At 57.9% G+C, this 13,411-nt stretch carries 12 protein-coding genes; 4 read left to right on the plus strand and 8 right to left on the minus strand.

All coding sequences use genetic code 11. The features are described from left to right. Window positions 1-50: 50 nt before the first annotated feature. Genes ACEQFP_RS00970 through ACEQFP_RS00985 form a run of 4 tightly spaced genes read right to left on the minus strand, consistent with a single transcriptional unit; the run spans window position 51 to window position 1,934 of the window. Complete coding sequence (locus ACEQFP_RS00970; RefSeq protein ID WP_035599205.1) at window positions 51-320, minus strand: YdgH/BhsA/McbA-like domain containing protein; 270 nt, start codon at window positions 318-320, stop codon at window positions 51-53. Window positions 321-357: 37 nt separating this feature from the next. Further along, on the minus strand, window positions 358-1,086 hold the full coding sequence (locus ACEQFP_RS00975) for a cytochrome c biogenesis CcdA family protein (RefSeq protein WP_035599208.1): 729 nt from the start codon (window positions 1,084-1,086) through the stop codon (window positions 358-360). A 9-nt stretch (window positions 1,087-1,095) separates the two neighbouring features. Further along, window positions 1,096-1,473, minus strand: a complete 378-nt coding sequence (locus tag ACEQFP_RS00980) for a thioredoxin family protein (RefSeq protein ID WP_005287556.1) — start codon at window positions 1,471-1,473, stop codon at window positions 1,096-1,098. Further along, a complete protein-coding gene (locus tag ACEQFP_RS00985; protein WP_396463729.1) occupies window positions 1,473-1,934 on the minus strand; it encodes a DUF417 family protein in 462 nt (153 codons plus the stop codon). Before ACEQFP_RS00985 ends, ACEQFP_RS00980 begins: the two co-directional genes overlap by 1 nt. A gap of 110 nt (window positions 1,935-2,044) precedes the next feature. Between ACEQFP_RS00985 and ACEQFP_RS00990 the strand changes: the two genes are divergently transcribed. Beyond that, entirely contained in the window at window positions 2,045-2,665 is a 621-nt protein-coding gene (locus ACEQFP_RS00990; RefSeq protein WP_005287549.1) for a TetR/AcrR family transcriptional regulator, read from the plus strand. Window positions 2,666-2,705: 40 nt separating this feature from the next. Here the strand turns inward: ACEQFP_RS00990 and pflA are convergent, their stop codons facing one another. From pflA to ycaO, 4 genes are all read right to left on the minus strand, one after another. Further along, a complete protein-coding gene (gene pflA / locus ACEQFP_RS00995; RefSeq protein WP_005287546.1) occupies window positions 2,706-3,446 on the minus strand; it encodes a pyruvate formate lyase 1-activating protein in 741 nt (246 codons plus the stop codon). A 274-nt stretch (window positions 3,447-3,720) separates the two neighbouring features. After that, entirely contained in the window at window positions 3,721-6,003 is a 2,283-nt protein-coding gene (pflB, locus tag ACEQFP_RS01000) for a formate C-acetyltransferase (RefSeq protein WP_005287541.1), read from the minus strand. A 62-nt stretch (window positions 6,004-6,065) separates the two neighbouring features. Continuing rightward, on the minus strand, window positions 6,066-6,923 hold the full coding sequence (gene focA, locus ACEQFP_RS01005; RefSeq protein WP_005287539.1) for a formate transporter FocA: 858 nt from the start codon (window positions 6,921-6,923) through the stop codon (window positions 6,066-6,068). Window positions 6,924-7,319: 396 nt separating this feature from the next. Further along, complete coding sequence (gene ycaO / locus ACEQFP_RS01010; protein ID WP_370547346.1) at window positions 7,320-9,080, minus strand: 30S ribosomal protein S12 methylthiotransferase accessory factor YcaO; 1,761 nt, start codon at window positions 9,078-9,080, stop codon at window positions 7,320-7,322. A 143-nt stretch (window positions 9,081-9,223) separates the two neighbouring features. Here ycaO and ansB point away from each other — a divergent pair, with 143 nt between their 5' ends. The 3 genes from ansB to aroA all read left to right on the plus strand — a co-directional run bounded on the left by ansB (window position 9,224) and on the right by aroA (window position 13,122). Then, entirely contained in the window at window positions 9,224-10,270 is a 1,047-nt protein-coding gene (ansB, locus tag ACEQFP_RS01015) for an L-asparaginase 2 (protein WP_005287532.1), read from the plus strand. 298 nt (window positions 10,271-10,568) lie between these two features. Then, window positions 10,569-11,660, plus strand: a complete 1,092-nt coding sequence (gene serC / locus ACEQFP_RS01020; RefSeq protein ID WP_005287530.1) for a 3-phosphoserine/phosphohydroxythreonine transaminase — start codon at window positions 10,569-10,571, stop codon at window positions 11,658-11,660. Window positions 11,661-11,832: 172 nt separating this feature from the next. Then, window positions 11,833-13,122, plus strand: a complete 1,290-nt coding sequence (gene aroA, locus ACEQFP_RS01025; RefSeq protein ID WP_068870802.1) for a 3-phosphoshikimate 1-carboxyvinyltransferase — start codon at window positions 11,833-11,835, stop codon at window positions 13,120-13,122. Window positions 13,123-13,411: the final 289 nt, after the last annotated feature.

Consider the following 13,411-nt stretch of genomic DNA (forward strand, 5'->3'; position numbering starts at 1 on the left):
GGTGAGGTGAGCGGGGCAGGGTAAAGCGGCCCCGTTAGGGGCCGTGGCGATTATTTATAGATTTCGGCGGTGGCGGTCACGCTGTTACCCATGCCGGTGGTGCCTAATCCGGTGATATGGAAGTACTCTCCCCCTTGTTGCGCGGCCTTCTGGGCCAGCGCCGCGACGGCCTGATCCGGCGTCCCGTTGGGGATCTGGACACGAATGGCGCCGATGCGCTGCTGATCCATGGCCCGCTGGCTATCGATCTGGCTAGCGGCGAAGGCGGAGGTGGCGCTTAACAGTAGGGTCAAGGCGGTGGCGATGGTTACTTTTTTCATGGTGAAATCCTTATTGTCGTTACGGGTCGTTGATGAATTACAGTGCGGTGGTGAGGTTAATCAGCCACGCGGGGGAGAGGGCGATCAAGGCGCTCTCCAATTTTTTATCCAGACCGCTGAGCACCAGCAGTCCCACGCTGAGCAGGCTCCAGCCCATCAGTTTGCGTCCCCATTCACTCAGCTGTGCCAGTCTGGCGCGGCGCTGCAGGAAAAACTGGCGCGACAGCAGGCCGATGCCGATCAACGGGAGCAGGGCGCCGAGGCTGAACAGCAGCATGACACCGCCGACGGCGAAGAGGTTTTCTCCTCGACTGGCCAGGGCGATGGCGGCACCCAGCGTCGGGCCGATACAGGGTGTCCAGACCAGACCTAACAGCAGGCCGACGATCAGTTGACCGCGAGCGGTGTTCGGCTGAAAGCGGCTCAACCAGGTCTGTCCCCGGCCGCTGAGCGCGGCACTCTGTCGGCTCATCCAGGCCTGTACTCGGCTATTCAGCAGCCATAGCGCCGCCAACAACATCAAAACCGCGGCCATGTCGCGTAGGAGACGGCCATCGAATCCTAGGCTGAAGCCCAACGAGGCGATGAACACCCCGGTCAGGGTGAAGGCCGCCGCCATGCCGAGGGCCAGAAACAGGAGCCCCCAGCGGCTGCGCGCCATCGCCGATGAGGCCACGATGGGCAGGATCGGTAGCACGCAGGGAGAGAGGGTGGTCAGTATGCCGGCCAGCAGGCTGAGCCCCAGCGTTAATAGGCTTATCTCCATGGCAACCCCTTAGTGACGCAAGAAATCGGCGAGCGCTTGGGGTGAGGTCTCACCGATGCTACGCCGTACCTCTTGGCCGTTGCGATAGAGGATCAGGGTGCTCTGTTGGCTGACACGAAACGATTTCAACGCGGCCCTCTGGGTATCGAAGTTCAAGGTAAAGACACGCAGATCGCGCTGGGCCGGCTGGGCGAAGAGCGGTGTCAACTCACGCATCTGGCGTTTGCACACCGGACACCAGTCGGCATAGACATCGATCAGGACCGGGGCGCCGCTGGCCCGAGCCTGGTTAAAGGCGGCCTCGTCGTACTTTTCCACCGTGGCGGCCTGTACGGCCGCCGACAGTAATAGCGCGGGGAGCAGGAGCCAGGCGTTATGCATTTTCATCAGGCTTTCTCCGAGGTGGCGGCGGTCAGTACCGCGCGGTTACGTTCGACGATACTGAGACTGATGGCGAAGAAGGCCAGATCCTTAAACAGGAAGAATTCGGTGATCGGTACGCCATCCACCACCTTGAAGACCCCCGGGGTGGTAAACATAAAGCTGAGTGTGACGGCGAAGACCACGCAGGAGGCGAGTCCGGCATAGAGGCCGATGCGTGCCTGCTTCAGGCCGATCAGCAGTGCCACCCCGATCACGATCTCGGCCAGACCGATCAGGTTGGAGACGGTCTGAACGCTGAAGACGCCATATAACCAGGCCATCAAGAAGTGATGCTCGACCAGGGGGTTGATCGCCGCTGCCTCTGTCGGGGTGAATTTAAAGATCCCTAACCAAATCAGGATCAGCGCCGTCGCCAACAGGCCGATCACTTCGCCGCGGCGGCCGTGGTATTTGCATGATTTCATCGTTATCACCTTTTTGTAATGTTCAATACAATATACTATGTGTTGGATCATGTAGCGCAGTCAAGTATTTTGTAGTGATAAATACAAAAATAGAAAAACAGGGTGGTAGGATGAACGCGCAGACAACGAAGAAGGCCGGTCGACCTCAGAAGTTCGATCGGGAACAGGTGCTGGAGAAGCTGCTGCAGCTATTTTGGCTACAAGGGTATGAGGGGACGTCGATCGCGGAGATCGTTAAGTGTGCGGGCATCAATCCGCCAACGCTGTATGCCTCGTTTGGCAGCAAGGAGCAGGTGTTCGCCCTGGTGATGGAGCGCTATATCCAGCGCTACCTGAGTGAGGTGATCGCCAGCATCGAGGCCCCGGGATTATCGCCTGGCGCGCGTATCGAGCTGTTTCTGACTCGTTTCGTCGAGGTGATCACCCAGCCCGCTTACCCGCGTGGCTGCATGTTGCTGTTCGAACTGTTTACCTATCATAAGAAACCACCGGCGATCTTTGCCGGCATGAACGAGGCGGGCAAGGCGTTCTTTGCTGACTTCTGCGCGCTGGTGGCGCAGGGGATTGCCGATGGCGAACTGCAAGAGATGGGCTCGGCACAGCAGACGGCGCTGTTGATCCTCACCTTCGAGAAGGGGCTGGCGATGCAGGCTAAGGCGGGCAGCGATCGCGAGACCTTGCTGCACATCAGCCGTCAGTTTGTGCGTATGTTAAGTCGCGCGTCGAGATAACTAGACACGGCGCCCTGGGGCGCCGTGTCTTAGGCGCGCCTTAGTAGATCACCTTGTGACCATACTCTTCGAGGATACCTTTGACCCTCTCCATGATCTCGCGTGAGGGTGGTTTCACGTCGCCCAGTTGGTAAGTTTCCCCCATCGCTTCCCATTTGTGCTTGCCCAGTTCATGGTAGGGGAGTAGCTCGATCTTTTCGATATTCTTCATATCTTTGGTGAATTCACCCAGCAGACGGGCCGAGGCCTCATCGTCCGACCAACCCGGTACCACCACGTAACGGATCCAGGTCTTCTGATTGCGCTTGGCCAGATAGCGGCAAAACTCCAGCGTGCGGTGGTTAGAGACGCCGACCAGGTTCTTATGGATATCGTCGTTCATCTGCTTGAGATCGAGCATCACCAGATCGGTGACGTCCAGCAGTTCATCGACCACCGGATCATAGCGGCGCACGAAGCCGTTGGTATCCAGGCAGGTGTGGATGCCTTCTGCCTTGCAGGCGCGGAACCAGTCGCGCACAAACTCGGCCTGGAGCATGGCCTCGCCGCCGGACGCCGTCACACCGCCGCCGGAGGCATTCATAAAGTGACGATAGGTGACGGTGTCTTTCATCAGCTCTTCGACGGTCACCTCTTTACCGCCGTGGGTATCCCAGGTATCGCGGTTATGACAATACAGGCAACGCATCAGGCAGCCCTGGAAGAAGGTGATAAAGCGGATGCCTGGGCCGTCGACGGTGCCGCAGGATTCGAACGAATGGATACGACCGGTTACTGACATTGCGGGGTTATCTCCAAAATTGACTGATCAATAGCAGTCGTGAAGCCATACGGTGCGGGCGGCGTTAACGGATTACCCGCGACCGATGGTAGTAACTGTTTTGCCCGGTCTCCCGGCCTGGCTCATGACGGAGAGCGACCCGGCAAAACAGTCAAGGCTGCCGTCGTGGCGGCATGGCTCGAGTCGGTTTTCCTCCCGTGGCAGGACGCACAATAGTAAAAAGGCCCCACCGGGGTGGAGCCTTTATTTTATGCCATTTTACCCAGTCAGGGAATTACATGGACTGCGTGAAGGTACGGGTAATAACGTCCTGCTGCTGTTCTTTAGTCAGCGAGTTGAAACGGACGGCATAACCGGACACGCGGATGGTCAACTGCGGATATTTTTCCGGGTTTTCCATCGCATCCAGCAGCATTTCACGGTTCATGACGTTGACGTTCAGGTGCTGACCGCCTTCGATGGACGCTTCGTGGTGGAAGTAACCATCCATCAGACCCGCCAGGTTGGCTTTACGCACTTCGTCGTCTTTACCCAGCGCATTCGGCACGATAGAGAAGGTATAGGAGATACCATCTTTGGCGTAGGCGAACGGCAGTTTAGCGACGGAGGTCAGAGAGGCAACGGCGCCTTTCTGGTCACGGCCGTGCATCGGGTTAGCACCCGGGCCGAACGGAGCACCGGCGCGACGGCCATCCGGGGTGTTACCGGTCTTCTTGCCGTAAACCACGTTAGAGGTGATGGTCAGTACGGACTGAGTCGGGGTAGCGCCACGATAGGTGTTCAGTTTCTGAATTTTCTTCATGAAACGTTCAACCAGGTCGCAAGCCATGTCGTCAACGCGCGGATCGTTGTTACCGAACTGCGGGTATTCGCCTTCGATGTCGAAGTCGATAGCCAGGCCGTTTTCGTCACGGATCGGCTTAACCTTGGCGTACTTGATGGCAGACAGGGAGTCGGCAGCAACGGACAGACCGGCGATACCGCAAGCCATGGTGCGGAATACGTCACGATCGTGCAGCGCCATCAGAGAGGCTTCGTAGCTGTACTTGTCGTGCATGTAGTGGATGATGTTCAGGGCGGTGACATACTGCTTAGCCAGCCAGTCCATGAAGTGATCCATGCGCTCCATTACTTCGTCGAAGTTCAGGACGTCGCCTTTGATCGGCTCAGATTTCGGACCGACCTGCATCTTCAGCTTCTCATCCACGCCGCCGTTGATCGCGTACAGCATGGTCTTAGCCAGGTTGGCGCGCGCGCCGAAGAACTGCATCTGTTTGCCGACAACCATCGGGCTAACGCAGCAGGCGATAGCGTAGTCGTCGTTGTTGAAGTCCGGACGCATCAGGTCATCGTTCTCATACTGGACAGATGAGGTATCGATGGACACTTTGGCGGCGTACTTTTTGAACGCCAACGGCAGTTTTTCAGACCACAGGATGGTCATGTTCGGTTCCGGAGACGGCCCCATGGTGTACAGGGTGTTCAGGAAACGGAAGCTGGTGCGGGTAACCAGGGTACGACCGTCCAGGCCCATACCGGCCAGGGATTCGGTTGCCCAGATCGGGTCGCCAGAGAACAGCTCATCATATTCCGGCGTACGCAGGAAGCGTACCATACGCAGTTTCATGACCAGGTGGTCGATCATTTCCTGCGCTTCTTCTTCAGTCAGTTTGCCGGCTTTCAGGTCACGTTCGATGTAGATATCCAGGAAGCTGGATACGCGGCCGAAGGACATGGCGGCACCGTTCTGAGACTTGACCGCGGCCAGGTAGCCGAAGTAGGTCCACTGCACGGCTTCGCGAGCATTGGTAGCCGGGCCGGAGATGTCGCAGCCATACTTGGCAGCCATCTCTTTGATCTGACCCAGTGCGCGATGCTGATCGGCGATCTCTTCACGCAGACGGATGGTCGCTTCCAGATCGATACCGTTTTCCAGTTTTTCCTGCAGAGAGGTGAACTGGGCAAACTTATCTTTCATCAGGTAGTCGATACCGTAAACGGCGATACGACGGTAGTCACCGATGATACGGCCACGGCCGTAGGCATCCGGCAGACCGGTCAGCACGCCGGATTTACGGCAGCGCAGGATGTCCGGGGTGTAAACGTCGAATACGCCCTGGTTGTGGGTCTTACGGTATTCGGTGAAGATCTTCTTGATCATCGGGTCCAGTTCGCGGTTGTACGCTTTGCAGGAACCTTCGACCATCTTGATGCCGCCAAACGGGATGATGGCGCGCTTCAGCGGAGCATCGGTCTGCAGACCGACGATCTGCTCGAGATCTTTGTTGATGTAACCGGCGTCGTGCGCGGTAATGGTAGAGGCGATGTTGGTATCAAAATCGACCGGCGCATGGGTGCGGTTTTCGATTTTGATGCCTTCCATGACTTTATCCCACAGGGCAGTGGTCGCAGGGGTGGCACCGGCCAGGAAGGACTCGTCGCCTTCATACGGGGTGTAGTTTTTCTGGATGAAGTCACGTACGTTGACTTCTTTCTGCCAGTCACCGCCGGTAAAACCTTCCCATGCGGCTGCTTGTTTTTCATTAAGTTCGGTCATTTAAACACCTACCTTCTAGTGTGGATTTCTTTGTAACCCGTTACTACGCGTACAACAGACGATTAATGTTTGTCGCCACCGCGCAGATAAATTACCCAGTATGTCAGACCTACCAGCAGGCCGCCGCCGAGGATATTCCCGATGGTGACCGGGATCAGGTTGGCGGTAATAAAATTACTGACTGTCAGGCTTGAAAACTGTTCTGGTGCAGCGCCGACGGCTTGCCAGAACTCCGGCGTTGCAAAATTTTTGATTACGATACCCAAAGGGATCATGAACATGTTTGCGATACTGTGCTCAAATCCGCTGGCAACGAACATCGCCACCGGTAATACCATAGCAAACATTTTATCCATCAGACTGCGGCCGGAGTAACTCATCCACACGGCCAGACAGACCATCAGGTTAGCCAGGATGCCGAGGCAGACGGCTTCGATAAAGGTGTGATGGACCTTATGATCGGCGGTCTTGAGCACGTTTAATCCCCAAGCGCCATTCGCTACCATGTACTCGCCGGCGAACCACATCAGCGCGACGAAGAACAACGCCCCGATCAAGTTGCCGAAATAGACATTCAACCAGTTTAATCCTAGCTGACGCCAGGTGACGCGCCCGCTGGCTTTAGCGACCACAATCAGTACCGTCGAGGTAAACAGATCGGCGCCACAGACGACGACCAACATCAAACCGAGAGAAAAACAGATCCCTCCGACCAGTTTGGCCAGGCCAAACGGCACAGCGGCGGTCCCTGTCGTAACGGTGATGTAAAAGGTGAAGGCAATAGAAATGAAGACGCCAGCGGTGATCGCTAAATAAAAGGTTTTTAGCGGATGCTTTGTGGCTTTATAGACACCGGCATCTTCGGCCACTTTGGCCATGGCTGCGGGTAGAAGTAGGTCAAAGGGGTTGTCAGCTTTCACACTAACTCTCTCTTAAGATTAATCAGCGCCGAGATACTAACAAAGCAGTATACGGTAAAAATTGACATGGATCATGTCTAGCGGCAGTGGGCGTAGTAAAAACACCCCAAAAACAGAGGCTTAATGGCAAAACCCATTGAAATAAAAAGGGAAAATTTTTTTTAATTTTTACGCGCTGAGTTGAAAAAAACGCGTATCACGGGAGAGAGAAAAGCATCAATATCGTTATAGAGGTAATCCCAGCGTGTAATGATTGTTTTTATTGTTTCAACATCGCATCGAATGTAATTTTACTGTTAATTCTGACACCAGTGATGTCGCGATGCCGTCTAGGATAGGGAGCTTGCCGTGCGCTGTAAACCCGCCCCCACGGGTCGCGGGGGCGGTGACTGTATATTAGGCTTGCCAGAAACGGCGTTTAGCCTGTTGCAGCTTTTCGTAGGCGGCCAGCATGGCGCGATGAGCCGGTAGGCTGGCGAAGTCGTCATCGATTGCCGTGAGGCCGTAGAAGCGCAGCTCGCCATTCAGGCTGGCCAGGGCGATCTCCAGCGTCTGCTCGCCATACATGCGACGGAAGGCATCCATATATTGGTCGGGATCGCGATCCTCCTCCATGGCCAGCAGCAGCAGGGTATGCAGGCAGCGGTAGAAGGCGGCGCGTTGCTCGCTGAAGACCGAGGCGTTGAATTCCTGGGTCCACTCCGTCCAGGTCAGCGCCTGTTCCAGATCGCCACCGGCCAGTGCCAGTAAGGCCTTTAGCTCGCCGATGCGTAGGGTATGCCAGGCGCTGTCGCTGTCGCAGACGATGCCCAGCAGTTCGCGCACCCGCGTGAAGTCGTCTAGCCCTTCCTCATCCAGGCGAGCCAGCAATGCCAAGTAGCGCTCCTCGTCCCACTCGCTCGCCGGCAGTTGCAGCAGGGTCGCGCGCAGATCGGCGCCCATGTTGTTGTTGGCCAACAGTAAATCTTCCGCCGGGTAGATGTCGGACATGCCCGGGGCCAGGATACGGCAGGCATAGACGCCCAGATGTTGGTAATCGGCGATGTAGACCTCTTGCCCTTCGTGGGCGAACAGCGCCATCAGCGTGGCGAACTCTTGCTCGCTGCTGCCGCTGAAGTTCCAGTCGACGAAGGAGTAATCGGCATCGGACTTGAACAGATCCCAAGAGATGCTGCCGCTGGAGTCGATGAAGTGAGTCTCCAGGTTGGTGTGATCGGCCACCTCCTCATCGTCGAAGGTCGGTGCGGCGAACACATCCAGATCTTTCAGGCTGCGGCCCTGCAGCAGCTCGGTGACGGTACGCTCCAGCGCCACGCCGAAGTCGGGGTGGGCGCCGAAGGAGGCGAAGCAGGTGCCGTTAGCCGGGTTGAACAACACCACACAGATCACCGGATAACGGCCACCCAGTGAGGCGTCGTAGGCCAGAATCGGGAAACCCTCGCGCTCCAGGGTGGCGATCGCCTCGACCACCTGGGGGTAGCGCGCCAGTACCGTGTCGGGGATGGCCGGTAGGCTGATGGCCTCGGCGATGATGCGGTTCTTCACGTAGCGCTCGAAGATCTCGGAGAGTGCCTGCACGCGCGCTTCATTCGGGGTGTTGCCCGCCGACATGCCGTTGGAGACATACAGGTTGCCAATGATATTGACCGGAATGTAGACCGTGGCCCCGTCGGATTGGCGGATAAAGGGCAGGGCGCAGATGCCGCGCTCGGTGTTTGCCGATTGCAGATCGATCAGATCGCTGGCGGCCAGATCGCCGGCCGGATCGTAGAAGGCGCGCAGATCGTTATCCAGTAGCCCGGTGGGCAGGGTGGCGTCCGCTGGTAGGGGGAACCAGCGCTCGTTCGGGTAGTGGACGAAGTCGCCGTTAGCGATGTGCTTGCCAAGGTAAAAGTCGGCAAAGAAGTAGTTGGTCGACAAGCGCTCAAAGTACTCACCCAGCGCCGAGGCCAGCGCTGCCTTCTGGCTGGCACCCTTACCATTGGTGAAACATTGTGGGCAATCGCGGTCGCGGATGTGTACCGACCAGACGTGTGGAACCGGATTTAGCCAGCTGGCCTCTTCTATATTAAAGCCGAGCGCCTGGAGCTGTTGCTGAAAGCGGCTGATCGAATCTTCCAGCGCGGCGTCTTTGCCGGGGATAAAAGTCTGTGTCATTTATGTCACTTTGTGCGGTAGTCAAAAGCGCATGATACGTTTTTTTAGCCTATTCCTCCACGTATTCCCTATGTCTGCCTGATGTCACATTTTTAGTATGGATAAAATAGATAATTCATGCAGTTAACATAAGGAGAGTAGGGATGAAGTTAGTCAAGGTTAGCCTGTTGGCATTATTGGTTTCCGGTTTTAGTGGCGCCGCGCTGGCGTTGCCGAGCATCACGGTGCTGGCGACGGGCGGAACGATCGCCGGCGGCGGCGACTCGGCCACCCAATCCAACTACACGGCCGGTAAGGTCGGCGTAGAGGCGTTGGTCGATGCGGTACCGCAGCTGAAAAAAATCGCCGACATTAAAGGTGAACAACTGGTCAACATCGGTTCCCAGGACATGAATGACCAGGTTTGGCTGAAGCTGGCGAAGAAAATCAACGCCGAGTGCAGCAAGACCGATGGCTTCGTCATCACTCACGGCACCGATACCATGGAAGAGACCGCCTATTTCCTTGATCTGACGGTGAAGTGTGATAAGCCGGTAGTATTGGTTGGCGCGATGCGTCCCTCTACGGCGATGAGCGCCGATGGCCCGTTTAACCTGTATAACGCGGTGATCACAGCTGCCGATCCGGCTTCGGCCAATCGCGGTGTGCTGGTGGCGATGAACGATACGGTGCTGGATGCGCGTGATGTCACCAAGACCAACACCACGGGCGTCGAGACCTTCAAGTCCGTCAACTATGGCCCGTTGGGTTATATCCATAACGGTAAGATCGACTACCAACGTGCGCCGGAACGCAAGCATACCACCCAGACCCCCTTCGATGTCAGTAAGCTGACCTCGCTGCCGAAAGTCGGTATCGTCTATAACTATGCTAACGCCAGCGCCCTGCCGGTCGAAGCCTTGGTGAAGGATGGTTATCAAGGGATCGTCAGTGCGGGTGTCGGCAACGGCAATATGTATAAGACGGTATTCGATGCGTTGGCAAACGCCGCGCATGATGGCGTCGCGGTCGTCCGCTCCTCTCGCGTACCGAGCGGTGCCACGACACAAGACGCTGAAGTTGATGACGCCAAGTATGGCTTTATCGCTTCCGGTACCTTGAACCCACAGAAGGCGCGTATCCTGCTGCAACTGGCGCTGACGGAGACCAAGAATCCGCAACAGATCCAGAAGATCTTTAATACCTACTGATCGATCGTCGCGATCGTCAGCGACGCGGGGGAGTCGCTTTCCCCCGTCGTCGCCTTCACGGCCCGGTATCGTCCTGATGCCGGGCCGTTAGCCCGCATGTTATCCCCTTTTTGACTATCCTTTATGAATGGGTCGCTCGTCGCGAGAGCGATGAGGGCGGGGCGTGTTTGGGGCCATCGCCGGCGGCGTGATGGGCACAGCGGGTGATAACCGTTGCGGCCTGTGTCCTGCGGTGATACAACCAATTATCTGTTAACGAAACACCTGCGGGTGAACTTGAGCGAGAGCGGTGAGGGAGATGACACAGGTTTATAATTTCAGCGCCGGGCCAGCAATGCTGCCGGTAGAGGTGTTGCGCCGGGCCGAACAAGAGCTGTGCAACTGGCATGGACTGGGAACCTCGGTAATGGAGATCAGCCACCGGGGCAAGGCGTTTATGCAGGTGGCGGAAGAGGCCGAACAGGATCTGCGTGACTTGCTGAAGGTCCCGGCGGATTACCGCATCCTGTTCTGTCACGGTGGCGCGCGCGGGCAGTTCGCCGCAGTACCGCTTAACCTGCTAGGCGCCGAGCGTACGGCGCGGGCGGAGTATGTCGTCGGGGGCTACTGGGCGCAGAGTGCGGCGAAAGAGGCGAGCAAGTACTGCGATCCCTATATACAGGACATCGCTTGCCGGGTCGATGGCAAGCTGGCGATGAAACCGATGGCGGAGTGGACGCTACAGAATGACAGCGCCTACCTGCACTATTGCCCGAACGAAACCATCGATGGCGTGGTCATCGATGAGGAGCCGGATTTCGGTGACCGGGTGGTCGTGGCCGACATGTCCTCGGTGATCCTCTCTCATCCCATCGATGTCAGCCGTTACGGCTTGATTTACGCCGGGGCGCAGAAGAACGTGGGTCCGGCGGGGATCACCCTGGTGATCGTGCGTGAAGATCTGTTAGGGCGTGCGCGGCGTGAGGTGCCATCGATCCTCGACTACCAGGTGTTGGTGGAGAATGACTCGATGTACAACACGCCACCGACCTTTGCCTGGTATCTCTCCGGCATGGTGTTCAAGTGGCTTAAGGAGCAGGGCGGGCTGGGCGAGATGGCGCGTCGCAATCAGGCCAAGGCCGATCTACTGTATCGTGCCATCGACGGCAGCGATTTCTACCGCAACGATGTGGCCGCGGCGAACCGTTCACGCATGAATGTGCCGTTCCAGATGGCCGACAGTGCCCTGGACCCGTTATTCTGGGATGAGGCACAGCAGGCCGGTCTGCACGCCCTCAAGGGGCACAAGGTGGCCGGTGGGATGCGCGCCTCCATCTATAATGCGATGCCATTAGCCGGCGTGCAGGCCTTGGTCGACTTTATGGCCGACTTTGCCCGTCGTCACGGTTAATGTCGTGGCGCGTAGGCTGACCTACGCCTCTACTAACCCCGCCTGGCGGGGTTTTTTTATGCCGGTGTTTTTAGATGACAGTCGGCGCTAAACACGGTACAAAAATAACCTAACTACGTTACTGTGCGCGGCCATGATGGCGGCGCCGTTTTTCCTCCAGGAGTGATTTAGCATGCCGTCCGCCCTGACCTTGAATCCTATCCGCCGCTTCGCCGGCGAGATCAACCTCCCCGGCTCGAAGAGCGTCTCCAATCGCGCCTTGTTGCTGGCGGCACAGGCCCGAGGCGTGACCCGGCTACATAACCTGCTCGATAGCGATGATGTGCGCTATATGCTCGATGCCCTGAAGGCATTAGGGGTGCGTTATCAACTCTCCGACTGTCGTACTCGCTGCGAGGTGCAGGGCGTCGATGGGGCGCTGCCGGTCGCCGGCGTGCTGTCGTTGTTCCTCGGTAATGCGGGCACGGCGATGCGCCCACTGGCGGCGGCGCTCAGCCTGGGGCGGCGCGAGGTGATCCTGACCGGTGAGCCCCGGATGAAGGAGCGGCCTATCGCCCATCTGGTGACGGCGCTGCGTCAGGGAGGGGCGCAGATCGACTACCTGGAGGCGGAGGGCTACCCGCCGTTACGTCTACGCGGCGGCTTCGTCGGCGGTCAGATCGCGGTCGACGGATCGGTCTCCAGCCAGTTTCTGACCGCGTTGCTGATGGCGGCGCCGTTAGCGGAGCAGGATACCGTGATCACCATCCTGGGGGACTTGGTCTCTAAGCCCTATATCGATATTACGCTGGCGATGATGCGCGCCTTCGGCGTCACGGTCGAGAATCAGGCCTATCAGCGTTTCGTGGTTCGAGGCCGACAATCTTATCAGGCCGCAGGCGATTACCTGGTGGAGGGGGACGCGTCGTCCGCCTCCTACTTCCTGGCCGGCGCGGCGATCGCCGGCGGTACGGTGCGGGTGACGGGGATCGGACGTCACAGTATGCAGGGCGACATTCACTTCGCCGACGTATTAGAAAGGATGGGGGCCCATATCGAATGGGGCGACGACTACATCGCCTGCAGCCGTGATCGCTTGCACGGTATCGACATGGACATGAACACCATCCCCGATGCGGCGATGACCATCGCCACCACCGCGCTGTTCGCCGAGGGGCCGACGACCCTGCGCAACATCGCGAACTGGCGGGTGAAGGAGACCGATCGTCTGGCGGCGATGGCCTGCGAGCTACGCAAGGTGGGGGCACAGGTGGAAGAGGGGGCGGACTTCCTCCGCATTGAACCACCGGCGCAGTTGAAGGCGGCGCAGATCGCCACCTATAACGATCATCGTATGGCGATGTGTTTTTCGCTGGTGGCGCTCTCCGATACGCCGGTCACCATTTGCGATCCGGGCTGTACCGCGAAGACCTTCCCCGACTACTTCGCTCAGTTCGCCGCCTTGAGCCACCCCCGCGACTAGCGGGAAGGTGACACATTTTTTTCTCCTGAGCCAGCCGCTTATCGCGCTGGCTTTTTCACGTCTGGTCGCGGAGCGCAACCGTTTGGTCGTGTCGCGTCGGCTGCGCCGCGACGCCAGTTTTTCCCGCAATCGCCGCCGTCGAGGGTAACAGTTCGCCCGGCGTCAGCGTATAATGCGCCCCGCACCTTGGCCGTGGGCCGAGTGTGTTGCGGGATGGGGGCGGTGTCGCGCGTTATCATCCCCCAATACGCTTTCCCCGGTTGGTGTAACTGGGGTTTCCAATTGAGAG

This window comes from Edwardsiella sp. A.80236 (assembly GCF_044540725.1).
GTDB classification, from domain to species: Bacteria; Pseudomonadota; Gammaproteobacteria; order Enterobacterales; family Enterobacteriaceae; genus Edwardsiella; species Edwardsiella tarda.

Bases quoted from the DNA above. Each gene is read 5' to 3' on its own strand.
- ACEQFP_RS00970 (WP_035599205.1), bottom strand. From the start codon at position 320: ATGAAAAAAGTAACCATCGCCACCGCCTTGACCCTACTGTTAAGCGCC.
- ACEQFP_RS00975 (WP_035599208.1), bottom strand. From the start codon at position 1,086: ATGGAGATAAGCCTATTAACGCTGGGGCTCAGCCTGCTGGCCGGCATA.
- ACEQFP_RS00980 (WP_005287556.1), bottom strand. From the start codon at position 1,473: ATGAAAATGCATAACGCCTGGCTCCTGCTCCCCGCGCTATTACTGTCG.
- ACEQFP_RS00985 (WP_396463729.1), bottom strand. From the start codon at position 1,934: ATGAAATCATGCAAATACCACGGCCGCCGCGGCGAAGTGATCGGCCTG.
- ACEQFP_RS00990 (WP_005287549.1), top strand. From the start codon at position 2,045: ATGAACGCGCAGACAACGAAGAAGGCCGGTCGACCTCAGAAGTTCGAT.
- pflA (WP_005287546.1), bottom strand. From the start codon at position 3,446: ATGTCAGTAACCGGTCGTATCCATTCGTTCGAATCCTGCGGCACCGTC.
- pflB (WP_005287541.1), bottom strand. From the start codon at position 6,003: ATGACCGAACTTAATGAAAAACAAGCAGCCGCATGGGAAGGTTTTACC.
- ycaO (WP_370547346.1), bottom strand. From the start codon at position 9,080: ATGACACAGACTTTTATCCCCGGCAAAGACGCCGCGCTGGAAGATTCG.
- ansB (WP_005287532.1), top strand. From the start codon at position 9,224: ATGAAGTTAGTCAAGGTTAGCCTGTTGGCATTATTGGTTTCCGGTTTT.
- serC (WP_005287530.1), top strand. From the start codon at position 10,569: ATGACACAGGTTTATAATTTCAGCGCCGGGCCAGCAATGCTGCCGGTA.
- aroA (WP_068870802.1), top strand. From the start codon at position 11,833: ATGCCGTCCGCCCTGACCTTGAATCCTATCCGCCGCTTCGCCGGCGAG.